36 protein-coding genes and 1 tRNA gene are annotated in these 25937 nt (G+C 43.0%); 34 read left to right on the top strand and 3 right to left on the bottom strand.

Translation table 11 applies throughout. The annotated features are described in order from the left end of the window. Positions 1 to 122 precede the first annotated feature (122 nt). From CFH81_08590 to CFH81_08635, 10 genes are all read left to right on the top strand, one after another. Positions 123 to 1007, top strand: a complete 885-nt coding sequence (locus CFH81_08590) for a UDP-3-O-[3-hydroxymyristoyl] N-acetylglucosamine deacetylase (GenBank protein ID DAB40243.1) — start codon at positions 123 to 125, stop codon at positions 1005 to 1007. 17 nt (positions 1008 to 1024) lie between these two features. Then, complete coding sequence (locus CFH81_08595) at positions 1025 to 1489, top strand: hypothetical protein (protein DAB40244.1); 465 nt, start codon at positions 1025 to 1027, stop codon at positions 1487 to 1489. Positions 1490 to 1564: 75 nt separating this feature from the next. Next, positions 1565 to 2446, top strand: a complete 882-nt coding sequence (locus tag CFH81_08600) for a homoserine kinase (GenBank protein DAB40245.1) — start codon at positions 1565 to 1567, stop codon at positions 2444 to 2446. Positions 2447 to 2481: 35 nt separating this feature from the next. Then, the gene (locus CFH81_08605; protein ID DAB40246.1) at positions 2482 to 2724 is read left to right on the top strand and encodes a hypothetical protein; all 243 of its coding nucleotides are present in this window, start codon (positions 2482 to 2484) and stop codon (positions 2722 to 2724) included. Next, positions 2717 to 5356 (top strand): translation initiation factor IF-2, encoded by a 2640-nt coding sequence (locus CFH81_08610; protein DAB40247.1) that lies wholly within the window; start codon positions 2717 to 2719, stop codon positions 5354 to 5356. Before CFH81_08605 ends, CFH81_08610 begins: the two co-directional genes overlap by 8 nt. Beyond that, positions 5353 to 5739 (top strand): ribosome-binding factor A, encoded by a 387-nt coding sequence (locus tag CFH81_08615; protein DAB40248.1) that lies wholly within the window; start codon positions 5353 to 5355, stop codon positions 5737 to 5739. Before CFH81_08610 ends, CFH81_08615 begins: the two co-directional genes overlap by 4 nt. After that, complete coding sequence (locus CFH81_08620; GenBank protein DAB40249.1) at positions 5729 to 6163, top strand: ribosome maturation factor RimP; 435 nt, start codon at positions 5729 to 5731, stop codon at positions 6161 to 6163. The genes CFH81_08615 and CFH81_08620 overlap by 11 nt, the downstream gene beginning before the upstream one ends. A gap of 41 nt (positions 6164 to 6204) precedes the next feature. Beyond that, positions 6205 to 7197 (top strand): riboflavin biosynthesis protein RibD, encoded by a 993-nt coding sequence (gene ribD, locus CFH81_08625; protein ID DAB40250.1) that lies wholly within the window; start codon positions 6205 to 6207, stop codon positions 7195 to 7197. Continuing rightward, entirely contained in the window at positions 7190 to 7912 is a 723-nt protein-coding gene (locus tag CFH81_08630; protein ID DAB40251.1) for a bifunctional demethylmenaquinone methyltransferase/2-methoxy-6-polyprenyl-1,4-benzoquinol methylase UbiE, read from the top strand. Before ribD ends, CFH81_08630 begins: the two co-directional genes overlap by 8 nt. 22 nt (positions 7913 to 7934) lie before the next feature. Continuing rightward, complete coding sequence (locus CFH81_08635; protein DAB40467.1) at positions 7935 to 9185, top strand: exodeoxyribonuclease VII large subunit; 1251 nt, start codon at positions 7935 to 7937, stop codon at positions 9183 to 9185. Between the two features lie 99 nt (positions 9186 to 9284). On the opposite strand, the gene groL is transcribed toward CFH81_08635, so the two are convergent. Next, a complete protein-coding gene (gene groL / locus CFH81_08640) occupies positions 9285 to 10913 on the bottom strand; it encodes a chaperonin GroEL (protein DAB40252.1) in 1629 nt (542 codons plus the stop codon). Between the two features lie 33 nt (positions 10914 to 10946). Continuing rightward, positions 10947 to 11213 carry a co-chaperone GroES gene (locus tag CFH81_08645; GenBank protein ID DAB40253.1) on the bottom strand — a complete coding sequence of 89 codons (267 nt, stop codon included), beginning with the start codon at positions 11211 to 11213 and terminating at the stop codon, positions 10947 to 10949. A gap of 211 nt (positions 11214 to 11424) precedes the next feature. Here CFH81_08645 and CFH81_08650 point away from each other — a divergent pair. The 9 genes from CFH81_08650 (at position 11425) to CFH81_08690 (ending at position 16508) form a co-directional block, all read left to right on the top strand. Then, positions 11425 to 11501, top strand: a tRNA-Met gene (locus CFH81_08650). A gap of 429 nt (positions 11502 to 11930) precedes the next feature. Further along, positions 11931 to 12326 (top strand): hypothetical protein, encoded by a 396-nt coding sequence (locus CFH81_08655; protein DAB40254.1) that lies wholly within the window; start codon positions 11931 to 11933, stop codon positions 12324 to 12326. Positions 12327 to 12366: 40 nt separating this feature from the next. Beyond that, positions 12367 to 12675: a hypothetical protein gene (locus CFH81_08660; protein ID DAB40255.1), complete on the top strand. Its 309-nt coding sequence runs from the start codon at positions 12367 to 12369 to the stop codon at positions 12673 to 12675. Continuing rightward, the gene (dnaG, locus tag CFH81_08665; protein ID DAB40256.1) at positions 12666 to 14258 is read left to right on the top strand and encodes a DNA primase; all 1593 of its coding nucleotides are present in this window, start codon (positions 12666 to 12668) and stop codon (positions 14256 to 14258) included. Before CFH81_08660 ends, dnaG begins: the two co-directional genes overlap by 10 nt. A 32-nt stretch (positions 14259 to 14290) precedes the next feature. Continuing rightward, on the top strand, positions 14291 to 14542 hold the full coding sequence (locus CFH81_08670; protein DAB40257.1) for a hypothetical protein: 252 nt from the start codon (positions 14291 to 14293) through the stop codon (positions 14540 to 14542). An 18-nt stretch (positions 14543 to 14560) separates the two neighbouring features. Then, a complete protein-coding gene (locus CFH81_08675; GenBank protein DAB40258.1) occupies positions 14561 to 15079 on the top strand; it encodes a hypothetical protein in 519 nt (172 codons plus the stop codon). A 16-nt stretch (positions 15080 to 15095) separates the two neighbouring features. Beyond that, positions 15096 to 15344, top strand: a complete 249-nt coding sequence (locus CFH81_08680; protein ID DAB40259.1) for a transcriptional regulator — start codon at positions 15096 to 15098, stop codon at positions 15342 to 15344. Between the two features lie 246 nt (positions 15345 to 15590). Continuing rightward, positions 15591 to 16316: a hypothetical protein gene (locus tag CFH81_08685; GenBank protein DAB40260.1), complete on the top strand. Its 726-nt coding sequence runs from the start codon at positions 15591 to 15593 to the stop codon at positions 16314 to 16316. A 9-nt stretch (positions 16317 to 16325) separates the two neighbouring features. Next, entirely contained in the window at positions 16326 to 16508 is a 183-nt protein-coding gene (locus tag CFH81_08690; GenBank protein DAB40261.1) for a hypothetical protein, read from the top strand. A 171-nt stretch (positions 16509 to 16679) separates the two neighbouring features. Here CFH81_08690 and CFH81_08695 read toward each other — a convergent pair whose 3' ends face one another. Further along, the gene (locus CFH81_08695) at positions 16680 to 16931 is read right to left on the bottom strand and encodes a hypothetical protein (GenBank protein DAB40262.1); all 252 of its coding nucleotides are present in this window, start codon (positions 16929 to 16931) and stop codon (positions 16680 to 16682) included. A gap of 182 nt (positions 16932 to 17113) precedes the next feature. Between CFH81_08695 and CFH81_08700 the strand changes: the two genes are divergently transcribed. The 15 genes from CFH81_08700 (at position 17114) to CFH81_08770 (ending at position 25872) form a co-directional block, all read left to right on the top strand. Next, positions 17114 to 17356 carry a hypothetical protein gene (locus CFH81_08700; protein DAB40263.1) on the top strand — a complete coding sequence of 81 codons (243 nt, stop codon included), beginning with the start codon at positions 17114 to 17116 and terminating at the stop codon, positions 17354 to 17356. A 94-nt stretch (positions 17357 to 17450) separates the two neighbouring features. Then, positions 17451 to 17675, top strand: coding sequence for a hypothetical protein (locus CFH81_08705; protein ID DAB40264.1), 225 nt, complete (start codon positions 17451 to 17453; stop codon positions 17673 to 17675). Then, positions 17672 to 18628, top strand: a complete 957-nt coding sequence (locus tag CFH81_08710; GenBank protein DAB40265.1) for a hypothetical protein — start codon at positions 17672 to 17674, stop codon at positions 18626 to 18628. The genes CFH81_08705 and CFH81_08710 overlap by 4 nt, the downstream gene beginning before the upstream one ends. Beyond that, complete coding sequence (locus CFH81_08715) at positions 18625 to 19023, top strand: hypothetical protein (GenBank protein DAB40266.1); 399 nt, start codon at positions 18625 to 18627, stop codon at positions 19021 to 19023. The genes CFH81_08710 and CFH81_08715 overlap by 4 nt, the downstream gene beginning before the upstream one ends. Before the next feature lie 192 nt (positions 19024 to 19215). Next, entirely contained in the window at positions 19216 to 19659 is a 444-nt protein-coding gene (locus CFH81_08720) for a hypothetical protein (GenBank protein DAB40267.1), read from the top strand. A 160-nt stretch (positions 19660 to 19819) separates the two neighbouring features. After that, complete coding sequence (locus CFH81_08725) at positions 19820 to 20041, top strand: hypothetical protein (protein DAB40268.1); 222 nt, start codon at positions 19820 to 19822, stop codon at positions 20039 to 20041. A 163-nt stretch (positions 20042 to 20204) separates the two neighbouring features. Next, positions 20205 to 20399 carry a hypothetical protein gene (locus tag CFH81_08730; GenBank protein DAB40269.1) on the top strand — a complete coding sequence of 65 codons (195 nt, stop codon included), beginning with the start codon at positions 20205 to 20207 and terminating at the stop codon, positions 20397 to 20399. Next, positions 20368 to 20595: a hypothetical protein gene (locus tag CFH81_08735; protein ID DAB40270.1), complete on the top strand. Its 228-nt coding sequence runs from the start codon at positions 20368 to 20370 to the stop codon at positions 20593 to 20595. The genes CFH81_08730 and CFH81_08735 overlap by 32 nt, the downstream gene beginning before the upstream one ends. Then, positions 20592 to 20993: a hypothetical protein gene (locus CFH81_08740; GenBank protein ID DAB40271.1), complete on the top strand. Its 402-nt coding sequence runs from the start codon at positions 20592 to 20594 to the stop codon at positions 20991 to 20993. Before CFH81_08735 ends, CFH81_08740 begins: the two co-directional genes overlap by 4 nt. Next, a complete protein-coding gene (locus tag CFH81_08745; protein ID DAB40272.1) occupies positions 20993 to 21361 on the top strand; it encodes a hypothetical protein in 369 nt (122 codons plus the stop codon). The genes CFH81_08740 and CFH81_08745 overlap by 1 nt, the downstream gene beginning before the upstream one ends. 22 nt (positions 21362 to 21383) lie before the next feature. Beyond that, the gene (locus tag CFH81_08750) at positions 21384 to 21842 is read left to right on the top strand and encodes a single-stranded DNA-binding protein (protein DAB40273.1); all 459 of its coding nucleotides are present in this window, start codon (positions 21384 to 21386) and stop codon (positions 21840 to 21842) included. A gap of 20 nt (positions 21843 to 21862) precedes the next feature. Beyond that, positions 21863 to 23221 carry a hypothetical protein gene (locus CFH81_08755; GenBank protein ID DAB40274.1) on the top strand — a complete coding sequence of 453 codons (1359 nt, stop codon included), beginning with the start codon at positions 21863 to 21865 and terminating at the stop codon, positions 23219 to 23221. Between the two features lie 11 nt (positions 23222 to 23232). Beyond that, entirely contained in the window at positions 23233 to 24816 is a 1584-nt protein-coding gene (locus CFH81_08760; GenBank protein DAB40275.1) for a hypothetical protein, read from the top strand. A 16-nt stretch (positions 24817 to 24832) separates the two neighbouring features. Beyond that, on the top strand, positions 24833 to 25444 hold the full coding sequence (locus tag CFH81_08765; GenBank protein ID DAB40276.1) for a hypothetical protein: 612 nt from the start codon (positions 24833 to 24835) through the stop codon (positions 25442 to 25444). Then, positions 25441 to 25872 (top strand): hypothetical protein, encoded by a 432-nt coding sequence (locus CFH81_08770; GenBank protein DAB40277.1) that lies wholly within the window; start codon positions 25441 to 25443, stop codon positions 25870 to 25872. Before CFH81_08765 ends, CFH81_08770 begins: the two co-directional genes overlap by 4 nt. Positions 25873 to 25937: the final 65 nt, after the last annotated feature.

Consider the following 25937-nt stretch of genomic DNA (forward strand, 5'->3'; position numbering starts at 1 on the left):
ATTTCACAACCAATTCACACAAACAATCTATACTTCCTTTAAAAAGAGAAAGATTATACTATAATTGCAGATTGGAAAAAGGGAGTGCTGTATGTATTGTTTTTGCATGAAAGGAAAAAGGTATGCAACAAAGAACGATTAAAAAGCCTGTAGAAGTAATAGGCATCGGTTTACATAAAGGTGAGCCGGTCAGGCTTCGGCTTGAGCCTCTTGATGCAAATTCGGGTATTGTTTTTTATCGCGAAGATTTGGCAATAAGCATACCGCTTTGCCCTTCAAGTGTTATTGATACACGTATGGCTACGGTTATTGGAAACGAAAAGGGATTTATTTCCACTATCGAACATTTTTTATCAGCGGTTTATGCGTACGGTATCGATAATTTGCGGGTAATTGTAGACGGAAATGAAATGCCCATTATGGACGGTTCTGCTATCTCTTTTTGTCTTTTATTGGATGAGGCGGGCATCCAGATGCAGGATGTGCCAAAAAAAATAATTCGCGTCAAAGAGGTGATTGAGGCAAGAGAAGGTGACAAGTTTGTACGTCTTGTGCCGCATGAGTATGCAGTATTTGATTTTAGTATCAAATTTGATCACCCTGCTATAGGAGAGCAAAGCGAATATTTTAAGTTTAGCACAAGCGGTTTTGTTGAAGAGATAGCCAGAGCTAGAACTTTTGGATTTGCCAAAGATATTCAGTACTTAAAAAGTCAAAATCTTGCATTGGGCGCAACTCTTCAAAATGCAATCGGGCTTGATGAATACAAAATCCTAAATCCGGAAGGTTTGCGTTTTGATAATGAATTTGCCAGACACAAGATACTTGACGCGATGGGCGATATGATGGTTGCAGGACACAACATTTTGGCAAAATATGAATCTTTTGCCGGAAGTCACAAGCTCAATTTTGAACTTACATCCAAGCTGCTTTCTGAGAGTAAAAATTATGAATTTGCAACAGTTGAAACGCTACAAAGCAAAGCATTTGCCAAAAGCTTTGCTTAAGTATTTGTGAGATAAAAATTGTGACAGACCACAAGTATGAACTTTTAATTGTATCTATTGCCTCGCCCCTTTTGGTGGGTGTTTATAAAGATGGTGTACTTATCGAAACGATTTCAAACCAAAAGCAAACATCACAAATACTTTTACCTATTGTCGATAGATGTATGCAAACATATAATATCTCTCATATTATCTATACACGTGGACCGGGAAGCTATATGGCGATAAAATTGACCTATATCATGCTTAAAACAATAGAAATTATTAAAGGTATAAAGTGTTCAGGATGCAGCGGTTTTGAGTTAAATCAGCGAGAACCTATAAAAGCTGTCGGGAATCTCTATTTTATCAAGGAAAAAGAGACTATAATTACAAAAAAAATTGAACAGCCAATCCTATCTCAATTTGTTTTGCCGCAGTATTTACAAGATATTGTTTTAGATGAAGAATCAGTCCCAGAGTATGTTTTGCCCGCTGTTTAAAGCACCATATAGAGTTAATAAATTATTGTTTATTCTATAATATGTATATATGTTAGGTTAAAAAGAAGGAATAGAATGCTTGTAAGTGTACCTGCCACCAGCGCAAATCTAGGACCGGGTTTTGATACTCTGGGTCTTGCCGTAGATTTAAAAAACGAAATCATTATCAAGCCCTCAAAGTTTTTAAGCATCTCTACTCACGGTGAAGGGGCAGATAATCCAAAAATTAAAAAAAATACGCTTTTTTTAAATATTTTTAACGAAAACTATAAACGGTTGACCGGCAAAGAAGACAATTTTAGATTTGAATTTTATAACAATATTCCTATCTCTAGAGGATTAGGAAGTTCATCTGCTGTAATTGTTGCCTCGTTGACTGCTGCATACACAGCAGCAGGCGTTAAGTCAAATAAACGAGAGATACTCAACCATGCGCTTCGCTATGAGCAGCATCCGGACAATATCACACCGGCGGTGATGGGTGGTTTTAACGTGGCTTGTGTGGAAGGAGATCGGGTGTATAGCAAAAAACGCCGTATGCCCGATCATCTTAGAGCAGTTGTTGTAATCCCAAACCGTACTATTTCTACGGCCCAATCCCGTACGATTTTGCCTAAAATGTATAAAAAAGAAGAAACGGTCTATTCTCTTTCCAGGGCTGCCTACATGACGGCTTTGTTTATGAGTGAATCTTGGGATTTGCTGCGTATCGCGTCTAAAGACAAGCTGCACCAATCTAGACGTATGAAGATGATGCCTGAACTTTTTGATGTGCAAAAACTTGCACTTAAACATGGGGCACTCATGAGTACGCTTTCGGGCTCAGGATCCACTTTTTTTAATCTATGTTATGATAAAGATGCAGATAAAATGGCACAAGCATTACAGGCGCGCTTCCCGCAATTTAGGGTTTTGACTCTCGCTTTGGATAACCATGGCGTTACAACCAAGCACTAAGAAGTGCTCTTAATCTCTTTTTAGGTATAATATCCATGAAAAAGTCACAGCCTATACGAATGTGTATCGCTTGTCGCAGCAGATTTCCTCAAAAAGACTTGATTAGACTTAAGCAAGCGGAAGAAGGATTTGTTGCATATGACAATGAAGGAAGAAGTTTTTATCTGTGTGATGAGTGTAGTGTAAATGAAAAAAAAATCAAAGGCTTAATTAAACGTTTTAAACAAGAGGAAGAACGGTTTATTAAGCTTTTAAAGGAGTTAATCAAGAATGGATAAAGTTAAAATCCAAGAAATAGCAGCAGAAGCAGGATTGTCAAATGGAGATTTATTGGCAAAAGCCAAAGAGCTTGGCTTTGATGTGAAAGCTGCTAACAGTACCATCAGCATGGAAGATGCTGGTATTTTAGTCGATTATGCGATCAGTGGGACATTGCCAAAAGAGTTTGCACAACCAAAAGTCAAATCAAAAATGACTGTAGTGAAAAAACCGACTCTTAAAACGGACCAAGAGCATAAGGCAGAAGAAAGAGTATCAGAAGACATTTTGGTCAAAGAAGAGGTGCTTCAACAAGAAAAAGCGGAGTCAGTAACCGTAGAGGTTTCTGCTGAAAAAAAACTTACCCCTGTATCAAGCGTGCCAAAAAAACGTAAAGGGATTTCAGTTGTAAGTAAAAAAGAGGAACCAGATGCTGCGGAGGAAATTGAAAAAATTTCTGATGTGCAGCCTCAAAGAAAAACACTTTCTCGTGCCGGAATTAAAATTGTAAGAAAAGCAAAACCTGCACCGGTAAGAACTGCCGCGAAAATCTCGATGGAAGATCAGACATCTTATGCCTCCAAAAAGAAGCCTAAAAAAGTAGCCGAAGCAAGAAGCGGAGGAGAGAAGCTTGATATTTTCAGCCATACAAGTCTTGACGGCGAAATTAGCAGTGTCTTTGATGATGAAGAAGTAGTGCTTTTAGATTTTTCTGATAAAAATATTTATGAAGAGATGATGAGGCAAGAGCAAAAACGCAAAGAAGAAGCCAAAAAAAGAGAAGCAATCCAAGGAGGAGCGGGCGGCAAACATGTTTTTCAAGGACAGCAGAATCGTTCCATCAGACGCGGAGGAAAACGTAAAAGATATATCAAAGAGGAAAGTAAGGAAGCAGTAACTTCTGTTGAGATTCCTGAAAACGTAAGAGTTTACGAGTTTGCCGAAAAGGTTAACAAGAGTGTCGGCGAAGTGGTAAAAGTACTTTTTGCATTGGGTATGATGGTAACTAAAAACGACTTCTTGGGAAAAGACGAGATAGAGATTCTTTCTGAAGAGTTTGGTGTAGAGGTAACAACCGTCAACCCTCTTGATGAGTTGGATTATGCAGGCGCTTATGATGCGGTTGAAGATACGCATCTCAAAGAAAGACCTCCGGTTATTACTATTATGGGCCACGTTGATCATGGTAAAACGTCATTGCTGGATAAAATACGAGCATCTAAGGTTGCAGACAAAGAAGCAGGCGGAATTACGCAGCATGTGGGTGCCTATCAGGTTGAAAAAAATGGCAAAAAAATTACTTTTGTCGATACTCCCGGTCACGAAGCTTTTACAGAGATGCGTTCTCGGGGAGCGCAAGCGACGGACATTGTTATTATTGTTGTTGCCGCTGATGATGGAGTGATGCCTCAGACTAAAGAGGCCGTCGCGCATGCAAAAGCCGCCGGAGTACCTATTATTGTGGCAATCAATAAAATGGACAAAGAGAGTGCAAATCCTGACAATGTTAAATCTCAGCTGTCTGAATTGGGAATTATGCCGGTAGATTGGGGCGGAGAGCACGAATTTGTTCCTGTATCCGCTCATACAGGCATGGGAATAGATGAATTGCTTGAAACAATCCTGCTTCAAGCAGAACTGATGGAGCTTAAAGCTGATCCGACAAGGGATGCAAAAGCAGTGGTTGTAGAGAGTTCATTGGAAAAAGGATTTGGACCGGTTGCCAATGTAATCATTAAAAATGGTACCCTGCGAGTGGGAGACAATGTGATTGCCGGCAAAACATACGGACGTATCAAGGCGATTAGACTTGATGACGGTTCTAATGCAAAAGAGATCGGACCAAGTACGCCAGCAGCAATTGTGGGACTCAATGATGTGCCAGATGCCGGAGATACGCTTGTTGTAATGAAAACAGATAAAGAGGTGCGTGAACTTGCAGAAAAAAGAGCAGAATATGACAGAGCAAAGACTCTTTCTAAAAGTACGAAAGCTTCATTGGACGATCTTTCTTCTTTGATCGCAGAAGGACAGCTTAAAGCGTTGCCTGTGATTATCAAAGCGGATGTTCAAGGTTCGCTTGAAGCAATCAAGGGCAGTCTGGAAAGACTAAGAAATGAAGAGGTAAAAGTTAACATCATTCATGAGGGTGTGGGTGGTGTGACAGAGAGTGATGTAACGCTGGCATCTGCAAGCGAACATACTGTTGTTCTTGGATTTAATGTGCGTCCGACAGGAGCAGTAAAGAAAAAAGCCAAAGAGCTCGGTGTAGAAATCAAGTCTTATTCAATTATCTATGACTTGATTGATGATGTTAGAGCACTTCTTGGAGGCATGATGAGTCCTGTGATTAAAGAAGAGGTGACGGGGCAAGCAGATGTACGTGAAACATTTGTAGTGGCAAAAGTGGGTACGATTGCAGGATGTAAAGTTTCTGAAGGCGTGATTACCAGAGGAAGCAAAGCCAGACTCATTCGTGACGGTGTTGTCATACATGAAAGCACCATTTCTTCATTGAAACGCTTTACAGAGGATGCTAGAGAAGTAAAAAGCGGATATGAATGCGGTATCATGCTTGCAAACTTTAATGATATGAAGCCGGGCGATGTGATCGAAACATTCAAAAATGTTGAGGAACAAGTGACGCTATGACGCATGAAGAGATCAAGCGGCATCGTGTAGAATCAGTGCTAAAAGAGATTATTCCAGAAGCACTTGCCACGCTGGACGATGAACGCATTAATGCATTACTGGTAACTGACGTAGTATGTTCGAAAGGCAGAAGCGACGCAAAAGTCTATCTTGAACCTTCATTTTTAAATGAAAAAGAACAAAATGAAGCCTTAAAGCAGTTGCGTATTGTTGCAGGCTATATTCAAAACCACTGCAAGCAAAGCGAGGGCTGGTTTAAGGCCCCGCGTTTAACTTTTGAATTTGATGATCAGCTAGAAAAAGCAACACGCATTGAAAAGCTTTTTGAACAGATCGCAAGTTTAAAAAGTAAAGAAAACGAGGAACAACAAGATGAATCTTGAATCTCAAATAGCAAAAATTATAGAAGCTAACGGTGCGGCACTCTATGACACAGAAGTGGTGACAGAATTTGATGAGACTGTTTTTCGTATTTATGTGACAAAAATAGGCGGCGTGAGCCTTGATTTGTGTGCCGCTATCTCAAACGAACTTTCTCCCTTTTTTGATGTTCATCCTCCTGTGAGCGGACAATACCGTTTGGAAGTAAGCTCTCCCGGAATTGAAAGAAAGTTAACCAAGCCTATACATTTCAAAAATGCAATAGGCGAAAAGGTAAAAGTAAAGATACCGGGTCGAGAACGTTTTAAAGGCACCCTTAAAAGCGCAGATGATCATGGTATCACAGTAGAGACAAAAGAGGGCGATACCTGTTTGACCTATGCACAGCTAGGAAGCGTTAAAACCTATTTTGACTGGAACAATTAGGCGTCAATATTGGGCCGTTTGACAGAAAGGGGGATGTGTCTATGGATTTAGATGCATTGTGTATGCGGCTTGCGCTTGATGAAGCATGGAAGTACCAAGGATTAACCTATCCTAATCCTGCGGTGGGTGCAGTGATCACTGCAGGCGGCAAGGTGATTGCTGTTGAGGCTCACCAAAAAGCCGGAACATCGCATGCTGAAGTGTTAGCACTTTTGCGTGCCTATGAAAGCATAAGTCAAACGCCTATTGAAATTGATCCTTTTGACGCACATGGGGCACATGCTTTTCTTTTAAATCTTCCTTCCGGTTTTTTTAACCATTGTACTATCTATGTTACGCTGGAGCCTTGTTCCCATGAAGGAAAAACACCATCCTGCGCAAGCTTGCTTTATGCTTTGGGTCTCCAGCGCATTGTTGTGGCAACCTATGATCCCATACAAGAGCATAGCGGGGGGCTGCGCAAGCTCAAGAATGTATGCTTTGGAGTACTCCAAAAAGAAGCAGAGGTCCTTCTTGAGCCTTTTGTAATTTGGCAAAAAAGAGCCTTTGTGCTGTTTAAGATCGCACAAACAAGCAATGGAAAAATCGGCGGCGGATATTTAAGCTCAAAGGCATCTTTAAAGCACGTGCATCATTTAAGAAACGTTTGCTCCGAATTGCTTATAGGAGGCAATACTGTACGTATAGACAGGCCGACATTAGATTGCCGTTTTATTGCCAAAAAAGCCCCCGATGTGATAATTTATTCCAAAAAAGACAGTTTTGACAAAACAATTCCTTTGTTTGATATTCCGGGCAGAAAAGTGGAGATCAGCAGTGATTTGTATTTTTTGGATCGACCTTCTTTTGTACTCGTCGAGGGGGGAGAAGGGATGCTCTGTGCCCTTAAGAAAAAAATAGATTGGGTTTTAATCTACCAAACGCCTAAGCTCTCTACCAATAATTTAACCTATAATATCAATATGAATTTAAATTTTCTGCATCAAGCCAAAAAAGATGTAGATTTGCTGATATGGAGTAAAAGAATTGACTGAAAAACAACAAAAACAACAAAACATAGTTCACATGTTTAATGATATCGCTTCGACATATGACCTGGCCAACAGAGTACTAAGCTTTGGTATTGATAAGCAATGGCGCAAAAAAGGGTGTGATAAAGCTTATGAGCTTTTGGGAAAAAAAGAGTTGACACAAATAACAGATGTAGCCACCGGGACGGGCGATTTATTACTTTATTGGCGCGACAGGGCATCAAAGCATGGCATAAAGGTGAACAAATATATAGGTGTGGACCCGTCGGTAGGAATGCTTGAAGTTGCTAAAGAAAAAGTTGACTTTGCTGATTTTGTTGAGGGAAAAGCACAAGCGCTCCCCATTGAGAATGAGAGCACGGATATTATCTCCATATCGTACGGCATACGTAATGTTATAGACAGGGCAGAGGCACTTCAGGAGTTCAATCGTGCCCTAAAAACCGGCGGGATGGTTGTTATTTTGGAGTTTACCAAGCAGGAGAAAAGCGGATATATTTCCAAGACGGTGGATTTTTATATGAAAAAAATTCTTCCTGCCATAGGGGGATTTGTCTCTAAAAATTATGCTGCCTATCGTTATTTGCCAAACTCTATCGAAGGGTTTTTAACAACTCAAATGCTAGAAAAAGAGCTTCGTGAGGCAGGATTTGAGATGAAGTATACAAAATCTTTTTCTTTGGGAATTTCAACTCTTTTGGTTGCACAAAAAATATAAGAGATGATTGATGTTTTCATCTATGATGAGCGTAACCTCCCTCAATACTAAAATAAAATCTCTTTTAGAGGCCACATTTATGCATATCCTTGTAGAAGGAGAAGTGGCTTCTGTAACCTACCATACTTCAGGACATGTTTATTTTTCTATCAAAGATAAAGAAAGTGCTATTAAGTGTGTCATTTTCAAGTCAAATGCCAATAAGCTCAAATTTCGTATGGAAAATGGAATGCATATTGTGGTGGAAGGTTCAGTGGGAGTATATACTCCAAGAGGAGAGTATCAGTTTTATGCGGTGCATATAGAGCCTTATGGGCAGGGGGCTCTGGCTTTGGCCTATGAGCAGCTCAAAGAAAAACTTAAAGCCAAAGGGTATTTTGACAGTGCCCGGAAAAAACCGATCCCCAATACTATCCATAAAATCGCTTTGGTGACAGCCAAAGAAAGCGCGGCATTGTATGATATGCTTAAAATTATAGATAAACGGTGGGCGTTGGTTGAGGTGACGATAGTTGATACTTTGGTGCAGGGAGAATCCGCGGCTTCACAAATAGTAAGAGCCCTAAAATATGCCGATACACTAAATGTTGATGTGGTTATCCTCGGAAGGGGGGGCGGAAGCACAGAAGATCTTTGGTGTTTCAATAATGAAATTGTGGCTGATGCCCTCTACGGCATGAAAACCCCCGTTGTTAGTGCGGTAGGACACGAAGTAGATGTAATGATTAGCGATTTTGTGGCAGATTTGCGCGCACCCACCCCTAGTGCAGCGATTGAGATGATATTGCCCGATGCAAAAGAGATACTTTTTATGCTAGATGATTATGTTCAGCGATACAAACAGGCTCTTGAGCAAAAGTTGGAGCAAAAGAGACATTTGCTAAAGCATATTGAGGAAATGTTTCTGCGAAGTTCGCCTTCAAGATATCTGGGAGATTTCAGCGAAGATTTTAAGCGTCTTGAGAGAGAATTTTTTAGAGTGATATTATACAAAGTAGAGCGTGTCCAAAGCATGTTGCCTGAACTTAAAAAAAGTTTTATGCAGCATATGTATTTTGTTTTAAAGCAAAAAGAGCAACAGTATATCAGCCTGGGCAGGCAGTTAGAGATCAAAAATCCGACATTGCAGTGTAAAAAAGGGTGGGTGCAGCTTTCTCGTGAGGGAGAGCTGATTGAGCTTGAGAGTCTCATGGTCGATCAGCAATTCACTCTAGAAGATGCGAACGTCAAAATTGAAGCGGTATGTTTGAGTAAAAAGAAGTATCATTTGTAGGGCCGATACTAAATTTGAAAAATTTGCAGTTAGTTTTTGAAGGAATTTGAGTTGTGAAGATTTTACTTTTCAGAAGCATGATGCTTCTGAAAATGAAGGCTACATCATACCCGGCATTCCGCCCATATCAGGCATTGCAGGTCCGCGTGCAGGTTCCTCTTTGATATCAGAAACCGTTGCTTCAGTTGTAAGCAGTAAACTGGCTACGGAAGTAGCATTTTGAAGTGCAACGCGCGCTACTTTGAACGGATCAATGATCCCGGCTTCAAGCATATCGACATACTCGCCTGTTGCAGCATTGAATCCCAGATTGGCATCATTGCTGTTTGCGACTTTGTCTGCCACCACACCCGCATCAAATCCTGCATTTTGTGCAATTTGTTTCATAGGAGCAGATACTGCTCTAAGAATGATCTCGGCCCCTACTTGTTCGTCCCCTTCAAGAGAAAATTTAACTGCTTGACTTGCTTTGATAAAAGCAGCGCCGCCACCAATGACAATACCTTCTTCTACGGCTGCTTTAGTTGCAGAAAGTGCGTCATCCACTCTGTCTTTTTTCTCTTTCATTTCGGTTTCAGTAGCTGCACCCACCTTGATGACAGCTACACCCCCTGAAAGTTTTGCAAGTCTTTCTTGTAATTTTTCTTTATCATATTCGCTCGTCGTATTTGCGATTTGTATTTTAATCGCATTGACTCTTGCTTGAACAGCCTCTTTGTCACCTTTTCCGTCCACGATAACAGTATTATCTTTGTCGATAACCACTCTTGCGCAGTGACCAAGCTCTGCCAATGTTGCTTTATCAAGAGAAAGACCTAACTCTTCAGTAATAAGCGTTCCGCCTGTGAGCACCGCGATATCTTTAAGCATTTCTTTTTTTCTGTCTCCAAATCCCGGTGCTTTAACGGCAGCAATATTAAGTACACCCTTGAGTCTATTGAGTACCAATGTTGCAAGTGCTTCACCTTCAAGATCATCAGCGACAATCAGAAGAGGTCTTCCTGTTTGCTGAATTTTTTCAAGTACAGGGATAAGATCTTTAAGTGAAGTAACTTTTGTATCTGTGATCAAAAGAAGCGGATTTTCCATTTCACAAGTCATTTTGTCAGAGTTTGTCACAAAGTATGGCGAAAGATATCCTCTGTCAAACTGCATACCTTCAACCACTTCAAGATCGTCGTTGATGCCTTTTGCTTCTTCTACCGTGATAACGCCGTCTTTACCTACTTTATCCATAGCCTCAGCGATAAGATTTCCGATGGTTTTATCTGAATTTGCAGAGATAGTAGCTACTTGTGCAATCTCTTTTTTGTCTTTTACTTCTTTTGAAATCTTTTTGAGTTCTTCGATGATAGCAGCGCATGCTTTGTCCATCCCTCTTTTTACTTCGATAGGATTTGCACCTGCAGTAATGTTTCTTAGCCCTTCTTTAAAGATAGAATGCGCCAATACTGTAGCAGTCGTTGTGCCGTCACCTGCTTCATCTGCCGTGTTACTCGCAACCTCTTTAACCAATTGTGCACCCATGTTTTCAAGTGCATCTGAAAGTTCTATCTCTCTGGCTACACTCACTCCGTCTTTTGTAATATGCGGTGCACCGTAACTTTTTTGTATAAGTACATTTCGGCCTCTGGGCCCCATCGTTACCTTCACTGCGTCTGCGAGTTTACGCACTCCTTCATAAAGTCCGTTACGTGCTTTGTCTGAAAAAAATATCTCTTTTGCCATTTTTGTTCCTTTTATATTGTCTTAAATGTTTTTTTAGTTTAGGATTCCCAAGATATCGTCACTCTCCAAAATCAACAACTCTTGACCATCCATTGTGATTTCCGTGCCTTTAAATTTACCAAAAATGACTTTATCGCCTTCTTTGATTCCCTTTTTTGCAGCCTTTTCGGCTAGGGCAATGACTGTTCCCTGTAGAGGTTTCTCTTTTGCATTATCTGGGAGAATGATACCCGATGCCGTTGTTTTCTGTTCCTCTTCTCTTTTGATAAGAACACGTTTACCTAATGGTTTAAAGTTCATAAGTATCTCCTTTATAATAGTTTTATGAAGTGTATTCTAATGATTTTTAAAAAAAATGTCAACACCTTTTTTAAAATTATTTAAAATACTTTAGTCAATATGGCTAAAGTATTTTAATTAAAAATATATATTTTAATTTGTCGTAAAAAAATAGATAAAATAGTATTGACATTAAAGGTTAAATTTGATAGAATTTCGGCTCTTCATTAGTGGCAAGGTAGCTCAGCTGGTTAGAGCGCTGGTCTCATAAGCCGGAGGTCGGGGATTCGAGTTCCCCCCTTGCTACCATCTTTTTAAAAAACACAAAAACCTTTAAAATAGCGGTATATTGGGCTTTTAGTAGCTTGGCATATACATCATTTCTAACAAAATTTAATGGCGCTGCATCTCTTGCGCCTGTCAAAAAATCTTCATTTTTAACAAAAAATAACGACTTTTACTGCCGAGTTACTGCCGAGTTTTTAGAGCTAAAAACTTATTTTTTCCAGGCCTCTCCACTCCAATCATTTTTTAATAAATTTTCTGTTAAGCCCATACCAAAAAGCGTCTTTACTCCTTCTTTTATACAGGTGTGGGCTGACCAGAGTGTTTATATATTTAGAAGGGAGCATAAATGACAAAGATATTTTGTAAGATTTTTAGGCGGCGAGGAGTGATCGGCTCTGAAGTGAAAAGACCGGCACATTTAATCATCAGCCTAATGAGAGGAATCGGAAAATGAAACTGAAAATGCTTGAAAAGAAATTTACTTTTTCAGAGCTTGAAAAGGAATGTAAAAAGCAAGGATGGAGGATACCTTCGATCGAAGAACTCAAAGGAACTGTTAAACTGTCTACTTTTGTTTTTGTGAGTGACGATACAGGAGAAGAAAGCAGATGCTACATCTATGATGGTGAAAAAAAGCACAACGTAACAAAAGATATGCACTTGTATAGCAGCATTGTAATAAAAGAAAATTGTAAATGGCGCCAATCCGGCCCTGGGAAATTTCATGTGCAATGTGCCCACACCGTAATAAGTTATGCCGGCCAAAAAAATAATTATGCACCGCGTGATTTTAACTATTGCCCCTATTGCGGGAAAGAAATAGAGATTGTTTTGGTAGTGAAATAATTTATTTGGAAAATGAAAAATATAAGTAAAAGGATAAGTAATGAAACCAATCAAAGTGAGTGAAGCGAAAACAAAAATGTGCCCATTTATTTTAAATACTGGAGCCAATATTGACTGCAAATGTGGTGACTGTATGGCATGGGAATATACCAATACAGAAGATATAGCGGAATATCCTTATGCAAAACGAGGAGAAAGCAAAGAGGAGTACGATAAAAGGCTGGCAGACCTTGAGACAGAAATAAAGTCAAAGGGTTACACGATAACCAAAGATGATGCAGTAGGTCGTAAAGAATTGGATGAGGATGAAAAGTTAGGGTATTGTATAAGGCTAAAAACATGCCAATAACAAACGAGTCAAAAGAAGCACTAAAGAGCTCTGTAGATATCGTCGATGTGATAAGCGATTATATAGAGTTGAAAAAGAACGGGGCGAATTTTAAGGCGTGCTGTCCCTTTCATGGAGAAAAAACACCCTCTTTTGTGGTAAGTCCTTCCAAGCAGATCTACCACTGCTTTGGGTGCGGCGCCGGCGGCGATGTGTTCAAGTTCGTGCAGGAGATGGACAAGCTTGAGTTTACCGAGGCGGTAGAGAAGATCGCTTCGCGCTTCAACTTCACGCTGCACTATACCGACGACAACGGTGCGCGCAAGGACTACGACCGCACCATGGAGACTATGACGCGCTATTATGCGCAGCAGCTTCGCGAGGAGGATATGCGGTATCTTTCCGGCAGGGGCATGCACGCAAAAACGATGCGGGAGTGGGAGCTTGGCTATGCGCCTTCTACAAAAAAACAGATGCATGATCTCGGTGCGATGATGCTGCCGCCTGACGAGCTGCTGGAGCTTGGGATCACAGTGGAGAAGCAGGGGCGCATCAGCGCGAAATTCTGGGACCGCCTCATGTTCCCCATACGAGACCACCGGGGCAAGGCGGTGGGCTACAGCGGACGCACACTGCAACCAGGCGGCGTGCCAAAATACATGAACTCCCCGCAGACGCCGCTCTTTGACAAGTCGCGCATACTCTTTGGGTACGACAAGGCAAAAGAGCATATCTATGCAAAGAAGTTTGTCATCATCATGGAGGGGCAGCTGGACGTGATCCTCTCCCGTCAGTGCGGCATACAGACCGCCGTGGCGACGCAGGGAACGGCGCTGACGGAACACCACTTGCCGCTACTGTCAAAACCGAACGCAAAAGTGATACTCGCATACGACGGAGACAAAGCAGGGCGCGCTGCCGCGTTCAAGGCCGCTGTGATGCTGAGTACGAAAGGATTTGACGGTGGCGTGGTGTTGTTTCCTGAAGGAGAAGATGCTGCTTCCATGGTGGCGGCCGGAAAAGAAGAAGTTCTCAAACAGCTGCTCAAGAACAGAACAGACTTTGTGCGTTTCTGCCTTCAGTCGTATGCGTCCGGATACGATCTTGGAGAGCCGCACGGCAAAAGCCAGGCGCTAAAGGCATGCGTCGCATACCTAAAAAGTATCAAAAATGACATCATCGCGCAGGAGTATGTAGGGTTTCTTTCTTCGCTGCTGGGCATCGATAGGGTACACATCAGGATGGACGGCAGCGCAGCGCCTCCCGCATCTGTCTCTAGCGCAAAAGCAAGCGCAGAGGATCTGCTGCTGTACACGATGTATATGCGTCCGGGCATGGTGGATGCCGCTGTCGATGTAGCGGACGATGAAGTATGGAGTAACCAGACATGCTATCGTGCGCTGCTCTCAGGGGTACGAGACGAAGCGGTTTACGCGCCAGTCACTATGAAAGAGGGCTTGGCGGTGCTGGATGACAAACAGTTCTACGCGGTGCTGAGGGTGAAGCAGAAAAGCTACCTGCAAACGCTCAAAGCCAGACTACAGGCAAACGGAGCGGGTATCGATGAGATACTTGCGGTGAATGAGAGGATGAAAGGGTTGTGATATAATATTGTATCAAGAAGGAGGGCCAAAAAATGAAAAAGATTTTGATGATGATAGCGATAGCGACGGCAATACATGCAGAATATTTCAAGTTGATGGTGACAAGTTTCAATCCAAACCTGTACAGAACAGATGAAGGCATATACATAGAAACCAGAATGTGTGTGGTTGTAGGAAACGATATGGAAGCAGTATTAGACTATGAGTCGTACCGTGGCATATACGGCAATACGATAAGGTTTGTATCCGGCGAAGAGTGCGATGTCGTCAGAGTGTTTAGGTAGAGATGTTGGAGGTGACGGATGATAAGTGAAGCTTGTTTTTGGGAGAAGGTGACGGGGGCTGTAATGCTTCCGATTAAGATACTTTGGGCGTTGATCGTTTCCGGTCTAATCGTGGCAGGGTTTATACTTTGGTGGGGGTTTCTGTTTGGCTCGGTAATCGCCATAGTGCTTGTGCTAATATTTGATGCAAGCTTGCTGTTTCTTCCACTATATATTTCTGTGCTTTATGTCCCACTGATCCCCAGCGATAAAGAAAGTATTTGTGAAAAAGAGAAACGACTCAAAAGAAAAATCATTGTGAAAAATACAATCAAAGAAGAAGATGAAGCTTGGATGGAATTTTTACATTTTTTTTCAAAGCAAATAGACAAAACGCCATCTTCACTACAGGGGTCAATAGAACTGCTTAATTTTAATAAGGGAAAGTTCACCGTAGAGGTAAAGAATGAAGTTGGCGAGGAGATGGAAAACTCTCTATGTGAGGCGTTCTCAAAATATTTTACAGCCGATGCAACGCTGAAAATAGTTAGATTTTAAAAGAGAAAGGATTCAAATGAATGACAAGATTGAAGAACAAAAGCCGCCGTACGGCGGTAATATCGTCAAGGATACGGCTAAAGAGCTGGGGATGACGCAGAAGGAGTTGGCAGCATATATGGGAGTAGGGGAAAACACTATTGGAAATTGGTCAAGAGGTGTTGTGGATACTCCAGAATGGGCAATAAAGATGTTTAATCTTCTTAAAATAGAGAAAAAATTCAACACAATAAAACAAATAATTGGTGATGAACTTAACAAATAAACACCAATATTGTGTTTTTATCCTTGACAATAACACCAAAATTGTGTTAATATCCTTTTTAAGTCACCATGATGGTGATAACCTACTCAAAAGGATATACAATGTCAGTAAAACAACTCGCACAATTCGCACTAAGCCACGGCTTTAAAACAGCACTTTTCTCTACCTTTGTACTTGTATGGGATGCAGACGGTTCTTGTGTCGCTACAGATCTGCATGGCCTTAAAGCATGGATGGGGTACTAAGATGCATGAGATCGTACACATCAACAACACCGATGTGGTGTTTGAAGTCGTAAGCGGCAACGTCTTTGCAAACAGCCTGCAGATCGCGGACGTATTTGAAAAAAATCACAAAGAAGTCATGCGTGCCATGCGCAACCAGCCGGACGATGAATTTGCTCGGCGCAATTTTGCGCAGTCCTCCTATATCAATCAACAAAACAAACAACAACCGATGTATCAAATGACCCGCGACGGGTTTTCGCTCATTGTCATGGGCTTCACCGGGCAGAAAGCAAGAGAGTGGAAGATACAGTTCATCAAAGCGTTCAATCTCATGGAAGAGAAGCTTCGCAGCGGAGCATCTGCCGCGCTCCCGGACATGACAGAGATGAACAGGCGTATGCTCGACATTCAGGCACGGGTGCACCATCTGTACGAAGACCGGGAGACCCTGAGAGAGCAGCTCTCCAAAAACGATAGCAGGCTGCAAAGATCAGATATCCTTATGAACCGCATGGCGGAGAAGCTCGGCGATATGCCTATGGGTTTTGGCGATATGAAGTACGTGCGGGAGATGATACAGAAGCACGGCAGGAAACTGGCTGACAGGTACGGGGTAGGCATGGAAACTACGGTCCCGGCAATCTATATAGCGATACGCAAGCGTTTTGCAGTGGAGAGCTACCACGAAGTGCCTCACAGCAGCTTCTTTGAGCTGCTTGGTTTTATCGAAACTATTACATTATAGGAGAAAAGTATGAAAGAAGAACTACAACAAAATATCGACGCTATCGTCAATTCCGTGCAGTATCTAAAAGATGTTAACGACCTTTTTATCAAAGAGCATGTCAATGTCGCCTTATACGACATCCTCGCGCCGATGCTTGAGAATATAGACCACTGCACACATAATTTACAGGCCATGATACGTTCTGCGTAAGCCCGCGCCAATCAGGCGCTGCTCGCAGGCAATGCATCGTTATACTGCTCCAAAATAACTTCTGCAATACAAAACAAGCCATAAATGCCAAAATAAGCGCGAAATACATCTTTGCCTTGCCCCGTGATATGGATGAATCGTTTTAACGCTTAATTTTCGATGCCACACTACTCAGATAGCTAGCAATCCAATTACAAAACTACCCAAACCATCCTTCAGCCCTACCGCCCCTTTTCGCGATTTTTTAAGCCTATCGGCTTGATTTCTATCTTTTGTGTTAGAGATCTTGTTTTTTAGTATTGTTTTTGGGGGGATGCCTTGAATTTTTGGGAATTGGGAAATATGCGGCGCAGGCGCGTGCAGGTGTGAACAAGTGGAGTGCAGCGTCAGATATTCACATATGCCAATTTGTCGGGATCGCAAAAAAGCGAAGCTTCCTTACTGTCTCGGCTGATTATCGGCGCCAAATTTTAGGACGCAGGCTGAACAAGCCGGCACGCTTTAGGCTTAAACACACGTGTATATCGATGTTTTCTTATTTCTGTTATTGTCGGTCGGCAGTATTTCGGCAGTATTTCACTAAAAAACAGGGGACATCACAATGCATGCCGGCGCCATGGATGCATCTGTTTGCTCCTGGAGTACGGGCAAATCAGCAGACTTATTTTGAGGGGGGGGTGAGTCCCAGTCAGGCGGCAGATCACGGAGGGACAGCCGTGCAAATACAGGTTGCTGCACTGTTTTTGGCAATGCTTTTTTATCCTCTTCCTGCCATGGCCGGCATGCCTAAACCTATAAAAAATCGCGAAGGGGGGGGTCGGCTTGGCGGCGCAATAAAAACTATATAAAATCACTCAAAAAAAATAAAAAATACTTCAAAAACCTTGACAAACACTTCAAAACAAAGTAGAATTAAGCTATCATTTTACGAAAGGAGAGGCCATGGAAAAAACACCGTTTGATCGTATCGAAGAAGAGTTTGCTGCGGGCAGCCTTCCAAAATTATGCGAAGATCATCTTCATGTTCCGCTCAGGACCTATGAGAACTGGAAATATCGGGGGGAAATCAGCAAAAAAGGGATCAAGGCGATCTCTGAAAATACAGGCTTGAGCGCTGCATGGATCGAATACGGCATCGGCGAAAAGTATATAAAGGAAGCAGTATGAGCCGGGATGAAACCAAACCAAGGCCGTATATTATACTCCCGCATTTTATCTACTCGTCAAACATGGGATGTGTGGGGCAGCGAATCTGCGGAATCATCTACGGACTTTCATCAGAATATGGGTTCTGCACCGCAAAGGATGAATATATCGGCAGTCTGCTATGTATGAGTCCAGGTGCTGTAAGACGGCAGATACAGCAACTGACCAAAGACTTATATATCAGAAATATAGGAAGTGTCCAGCACAGAAAACTTGTTCTAAACTACATAGATAATGCGGACACAAAAGAACTTATGGAGTGTTCGACCCAAACACGAAAAAATTTCGCGAAAGTGTCTGAAATACGAAAAAATTTCGCGCAAACACGAAAAAATTTCGCGTATCTACCTATTATATATAAAATTAATAATAATATTGGTCATTTTAAGACAAATGACCTGAATGCTATCGATGAAAAACAAGCTTTTCAGATGCTATTTGATCTCTTCTGGGATATGTACGGCAACAAACAAAAAAAAGCAGAGACACAAACTGTTTTCAAAAAGCTCAGCGAAGAGGATATCGTTGCTTTGATCGCCTCCCTCCCTTACGTCAATGAATTTCACGACAAGACAAACAAAACCGCTTTCGTACCCCAAAAGCCTCATCCTACTACTTTTTTACGCGGCAGACGTTGGGAAGACGAATGCTATGCTTTAAAAAAAATCGAAAAAAAGGGGGCCGCGGATGCAGTAACGGCAGACGAAGGATCTCTGGCGGAGAGCTTGGAAAGATTTAGGAAAATCAGCGACGGTGAAGCGGTGACGCTTGAAGATGCAGATATATCTGTTTTGGCAGCATTGGGCATCTCTGTATCCAGCGCGGCTGAAGAGATCAACATCGACGGCATGAAAGTGTTTGCAAGCAGAGTGCGCGCCGTGTGGGATGCTATCGGGAAGGGTGAAAAAAAATGAAACAGAAAGAAACTTTCCTTTCTTTGGGTGAAGTCGCGCGACAGTACGGCTTCAGCAAAGACTATTTTGCAAGAATGAAGCACACAAATCCAAAAAAATATGCATATATCGCCTCTTTGGATGATGATTTTTTTATCGCGTTTGGGAAATTCAAACACGAATATGAATCGCTCTTTTACGCGCTGGAAAAAATGTTTTTTGATCTGGAACAAAAAAGAAAAATCTATCAATTTTCTCAGATCTTGCACAAAAAAGGATTTTTCAAGCACACAAATTCATATGTTACCGGTGTGCAAAAATTGGTTTTCAAGGCTGATCAAAAGTTTAACTTTGGTGTGTTTGTGAAATATAAAAATATTTTAAATGTGTTTGAGGAAGTGAAAAATGAGATTTGAGACTGTTTTGGCCGGTTTGTATGCGGCAGCGATGCTTTATGTGCTGTACGGCAGTGCCGTAGTGATTTTAAACTAAAGGAGTGATGGATGGAAAAAATGAAGAATACGAGAATGATGTACCGCGCGATGGCTGCAGGATGCAAGACGGCTGCGGATCTTGCGCGATACATCAATCGATAGGGAGGAAAGGCGATGCAGGTGTGGGACAACCAAAAAAGCGCAAAAGATAATTTTGATGCGCTGAAACGTCTTGAGGGGATAACGGCAAAAGATATTGCCGCAGCCGCAGACACGAGCACAAATGCAGTGAATGTGTATGTGGCCAACGGGTTTTTGTCCCGTTCAGGGAATGAAACAGAAGATGCAAAAAAAATCAAAGCGGCTCTTGCGCAGTATTTTATGGGCGGCATACCAAAAAACTTGGGCTTAAAAAAAGAAAGCGTTGACCTTTTTGATCTCTACGGCTGCAGAGGGTGCAACTACAGGATGCGCAGCGAGCCTGGATGCGCAAAATTTTCTCTCACAAAAGAGGAGATCAACGGCGGCGCATACATAGAGACGCTCACGGAAGGATCCTTTGAATTGAGCGCAAAACAGCGCTGTCCGTATGCAGTCAAAAAAAGAGACGAAACATGAAAGGTATCAATAAAAAAAGTTTCTGGGGAGACCATGCGCGCCCATACCGCCCTGCAACAATGACGTTGCGAATTAATAAGGCAAACAAGAATAGGCCAAGAGGCACGGTCCGCGAGATTGTGTACCTGGATAGAGTTGAAATAGCAGTGTGGAGATGAGAATGAAGGTGATGAGCAAAGAGGAAGTTGTGGCAAAAATCAAGAAAATAGCGTATATGAGCAAAGAGGATGTTTTGGCCTACAGAGTAAAGGTGTCGGTAGCGAATATCGATGCCAAGGCAAAAAAGTTTTTGTTTAGGGCGTGCGATGCGGCGGCCGCTTCTTATGCAAAATGTGATGCCATGGTGCAAAATGGGGAGATTGATATGGGAGAAATACAATGATCGAGGAACAATGTGTGTACTGTAAACACAGTGATGTCATCATCGGCGATGACGGAGAGTTTGATGATGATTTTTTGTGGTGCAAAAAGATAAACATTTGTGTTCGCGATATTGATCGCTGCGACCACTTTTGTGAAAATAAACAAGTGGCAAAGGAGGCGAAATGGTAAACGGCCCGCTTAATATAATTTTGCACCAACGCTATATCAACCATGCAGAAAAAAGAGAAGAGACTCTCATGGAGGTGTATGGCGCTATGGTGATAACGGATTTCGGTATGGTCAATATGGACTATTTTCGTTCTAACTATACGATCAAGGGATATGATGATGCAAAGCAAAAAACACAGTCATTTTGAGGTCATAGCCAACAGTGCGCTTGGCATCGTGATAGGATGGTGCCTTGTGTACTTTGCGTTTCCGTACATCGGCATAAAAACGACTGTGTCCCAGGCTTCCGCTTCGTCAGTGATTTTTTTTGTTGCTTCTTATGTGCGGTCGTACTATGTGAGACGTACGTTTGTATGGATGTATGCAAGAGGGCGGTTGAGATGAAGGAGCAGTGGATCGGAGCGAAAGAGTTTGCATCAATCACGGGATGCAGCGTGTCTGCCGTGTATAGCCGCATCAGTCTTACTCAAAATACAGACCCGTACTATAACAAAAAATATAAAAAAGACGGCGGCCGAAGGCTTGTAAATCTCGCATATTTCCGCCGGCGAGAGCAAGCTGCTGATGAGATGCAGGGCAGATTTGAATCGGCATATTTTGCATTGCTTGAAAAGTACGGCAATGAGCACGCGCTGGCAAGAGCTGTTGCAGATGATCTAGGCATGACGGCCAATGCGGTGAATATGTATTTTAAAACCTGTTTTGTTGTTACGCGTTTGGGTGCGGTAAAGAAAAGGCTGAAATATATCGAAGCAATGGAAAAAATATTGGAGGAGAAATAATGAGTTGGGCAGTAGGGTTTGATGAGCATTGGGGCAGAGATGTAGGATATGGCGTTCCTGCTATATGTGACCATCCAGATTGCAAAAAGAAGATAGATAGAGGATTGAGTTATGTTTGCGGCGGAGATCCTTACGGCGGAGAGCATGGATGTGGTTTGTTTTTCTGTGAAGAGCATTTCCATATCGTCGCAACATCAGATTCGTCAAAATTTGTATGCGAAAGATGTGCTAAAAATGAACAACCATTTTTCCCAAAACATGATACTAAAGAGTGGATAAAATGGAAACTTGAAGATTTGAGCTGGAAAAAATGGAGAGATGAAAACCCAGAAAAAGTTGAGAAAATGAAGAATTATTTGTCGAAGTAACGACAAAATCAAAAGGACGAACATGTACAACAAAGTTATTTTGGCAGGAAACCTTACCAGAGATATAGAGATCAGGTACACCCAAGGCGGTTCGGTTATTGGAAGTACGGGCATTGCAGTCAGTAGAAAATTCAAATCGCAAACGGGAGAACAAAAAGAAGAGACAACCTTTGTTGATCTTACCTTTTTCGGAAGAACTGCCGAAATAGCCAACCAGTATCTGCATAAGGGAGGCAAAGTTTTAGTAGATGGAAGATTAAAGCTTGACCAGTGGACAGCACAGGACGGCACAAAAAGAAGCAAACACTCCGTGATCGTAGAAAACCTGCAAATGATTGGCTGCAGAGACGATACGCAGACCAATAGCGGATACGGAAATGCAAAGGCGGAAGAACAGTATGATGCGGAAAGCCGGTTAGCCACTGCTCCCAACGGTGCGCCTGTGGTGTTGGATGAGCCTAATGATGAGATACCGTTTTAGAGAGAAAGGAAGGAATCAGTATGAGTAAATCGCAGTATGATATCAATGCGCTTGCCGATATAGACACGGAGCGTTCTTTGCTTCGCGCGCTGATGGAGTTTGACACGGATGAGACGGTTATGGCCCTTGTGAAGCTGAAAGAGCAGCATTTTTTTGATGAGAATCATGGGCGTATTTTCGCCTGTCTTAAAGAGCTTGAAAGCAGGGGGTATAATCTTGAACCTCAGACGGTCCATGCCGAGTTGATGCGAGAACATACGCTGCTGGTTGAGACGCTAAAGCTCATCATGCTTTCAGAGCCTGTTGCAGCAGTGCTGTTTGCCGTGGACGCACTTGAGGAGTGGAGTAAAAAAAGAGAGCTGCATCGCGGGTTTCTGCTAGGCCTTCAAGGGCTTCACGGCGGAGACAGTTCGCTGCTGTGTGCTAACAGCATAGCCAAGGTTGCCGACGAGGTGAGTATCTCAAGCGTGGACAGTTTTACTTCGTATGCAGCGCTCAAGGCAAAGATAGAAAAAGAGCCGCCTGTCCCGAAGATACCGACCGGAATACCGCTTATCGATGTCAAACTAAAAGGCGGCATAGAGTACGGGCAGCTGATCGGAATCATGGGTGATCCTGAGGCAGGCAAGACGGTCATTATGACGCAGATACTCAAGCATATCTCTTCGATGGGGCATGAGACGCTGTTCTTTAACTTTGAGTTTCACTACAGAAGCTTCGTAGAGCAAAACCGTCTCAACGAAGACCGTTTCAGCGTTGAAAAGTTTTTGATGGAAATGGACAATAACGACATTTTGGACCTTGAAGCAAAAATCAAGATCTTTGCGAAGCGCGGCGGCCGTGTCGTGGGGATAGACTCTCAGATGATGATCACGAATATCCGCAATAACGGCACAAGCTCGGAGCGAGAGACGGAAAAATTTTTTCTCCTTCAAAGGCTGGCGATCAAGTACGGCCTCATCATCATGCTGATCGCTCAACAGGGCAAAGAAGACAGCAGAAGCAGCACAGTAACGCCGATGGGAAGCAAAAACGCCGCGCACGCGCTGCATCAAATCTGGTACATTAAAAAGCCCAAGCTTGAGTTTGACGATGACGGAAACGACGAAAGAAAAGGTTCCAGGGAAATCGTGTGTTACAAAAACAAACAGACGGGGGTACACTTTAGCAAGCCCATCCAGCTGGACCCTCGCAGACTTGAGTTTAGAGGGGTGCAGTTTGATGAAGATGACCACAGAAGCAACAGAAGTGTTGGAAGCGGCAGGCCGAAGAAAAACGCCGATGAATTTGACGTGCAATATGTAGAGTATGTGATGGAGGATGCCAAAGGTGTGCAAACCGGCTTTGATCCGTCTCAACTAGATATGCCTTTGCTCTAAAAGGAAAGAAGATGAGCATCACAAAAACAGCCGGCAAAGAGCTGCAGCGCAGAAACATACGCAATGAGATCATCCGCAGAGGTGAGAACGGAGAGTCGTTTTTGCTGTACATGGAGACGGTATTTGAATTTCACTATAAAAAAACGTATGTGAGAACCTGGTGGGACGAGCAGCTGGCTCAAGCACTCATGGATGTGTTTCACGGTGTGATAGACAGGCTTGTCGTCTCCATGCCGCCGCGGCACGGAAAAACAGAAAGGGTCGTTCGGATGTTCGGTTCGTATATCCAAGGGCTTCGTTCCTCCCTTAAAATACAGTACGGTACCTATTCGGGTACGCTTTCTGTGTTGACTGCGGTGGATACGAAAGACATCATGGAAAGCGAGATCTACCGCGAAATTTTCCCTGAAGTGGCTTTTAACCCTAAGCTCAATCTCAAAGAGCATTGGAAGCTTACTGCGGGCGGAGAATTTCTCGCCACTTCCGTAGGAGGTTCCAATACCGGTATCGGTGCGGATATATTTTTCGGCGATGACCTTTTAAAAGCTGCGGATGCAGACTCTAAGGCACGCCGCGATGAAGCGTACAACTTTTACAACTCTTCAGTGCTTACAAGGCTTGAGGGGCTCAAAGCGGTGATACTTATCATGCAGAGGCTGCATGAAGACGATCCGGCCGGGCGCGTCATCAAGCTTGGGGGACTTGCTGAGCATGGCGGGCTTTGGCATGAGCTTAGGTACCCTATCATCAACGAAAAACGTGAGGTGTACAAGTACCGAAACACGCAGGTGATACGCGAACCGTTTACGCCTCTTGACCCTGTCAGGTACGGGCTTGACTTTATCGAACAGCAAAAAAAAGAGATGAGCAAAGTAGAGTTTAAGCGGCAATATATGCAAGATGCCGAAGTGAGCGAAGCGGGGCATTTTAAGAGGGAGGACTTTGTCTATGTGTCTGATGCAGATCTTCCTGAGATGTACCGATATATCCTTGTGGACCCCGCAGAGAGCGAAGAAGCAAGCGCGGATGACCGCGGCATCCCGGTAGTGGGGAAATGGACGGATGCCAGCGAGATCGTCAAAACCGTCGTGCTGGACGGCAAATACGGAAAATGGGATGTATACGGAACGGCAGAGCAGATCATCAGCTTGATGCTGAAGTATCCTGATGCGCCTGTGCTGATCGAGGGGGCCGGCGGGGGACTGTCTTTGGTAAAGGTGCTAAGAAGAGAGATGCTTGTCTATAACGCCAAAGCTCAGGCGCAAGGAAAACCGCAGGTGTCTAATGGCATTACCGTGTTTAAGCCGGACAATCAGTCAAGCAAAAATGAGGGCATCAAGCTGATGACAGCGCCGATGGAACATCATACGCTTGTATTTTACAAGTTTATGGATACGGCGTTTATGGAACAGATGGAAAAAGAGTTTCTTAAATTTAATCCAGAACGTAAAAGCAATACAGACAACATCATAGACCCGATCAGCAAATCCTACATACTGCCGCAGTGTACGGCTAAAAAAAACCTTCCGCTAAAGCCTGAACAGGTGCAGCGCCGCAAGAAAAAAGGCAAAAACGGCGGGTGGAGCAAAATCTAAAAAAGGAGGCAAGGCAATGGCAATAGGCGACGATATGGAAATACGTGTGAGGATGTACTATGAGACGCATGATCTCTCTACGGCTAAGGTCGAGGAGTATTTTACCTCGATAGGGCATGCGCAGATAAAGAGAAAAACGATGGAGTCCTGGATGCAGCGGGATAAAAAAGCGGGCATACCTTGGATAAAGAACAGGTACGCTACCTTGGATGAGGCTTTTGAGTCGCTTGTTGATATCGGAGTGCTGGGGAGCGTAGAGGATAAGGCCAAAGGCATCCTGAAAGAGTCATTGACAAAAGAGCATGGCGCTGTGCTTAATGCGGACGTGATAGAGGATATGGCGCAAGAGGGTGCCAGGCAGATGGTGTATCGTACGCTGAACAAATATTCGCTGGGAGAGAAAATGGCTAAAAACCTTGAGAGGGCAGAGACTATCGTCCTTAGAGCGACAACGATGGGCAATGTCGCCACGTTTCACAGGATGCTGATCGATACGCATCAGGCGGTGCACGGCAAGACAACCAATATAGGGCTGCAAAACCCTAACAGCCAATCGCTCAGCGAAGAGGAGATAAAAACAAAAAGCACTGAAGAGCTGAGATCGATGCTTGAGGAGGGATTGAGATGATACGAAAAGCAAAAAGATGGGGCGCAACCAGATGCCTAAGGGATATCGACCATAAGTTTTGGAGGGACGACAATGAGCACAAGCGCGTCTATGTGCCGGAATTTAACATGCTTAAAAGCGATCTTGCTTATCTGCACGGGCTTGCAAGACGAAAAAAAACAAGCCATAGCGCTGTGATAGAACAGATGATCGATCGCCGGCTGCTCATCGGATGGGATATCATGCGGTGCTATACTTTATGCGGCCGCCCTAGAAAACACAGTACGATATTGCTGTGTGATCAGAAAGTTTCACGAAGAAAATATATGATGCACCCCTCTACGCTTGCTATCGTCAACAAAATCAAAGAGGGCTACGGTATTTCGTATTCTGTTTTTTTTGAGCGGCTGCTTGCAGAGTACAAGGAAAGTTTTCCGATCACAATCTAAACTTCCCCCCCTTTTTCTTTGCAAAAAAATATATCTATACTTACAAAACGAATATCTTGAAAAGG

The organism is Sulfurovum sp. UBA12169 (genome assembly GCA_002742845.1).
In the GTDB taxonomy this organism is placed as follows: domain Bacteria; phylum Campylobacterota; class Campylobacteria; order Campylobacterales; family Sulfurovaceae; genus Sulfurovum.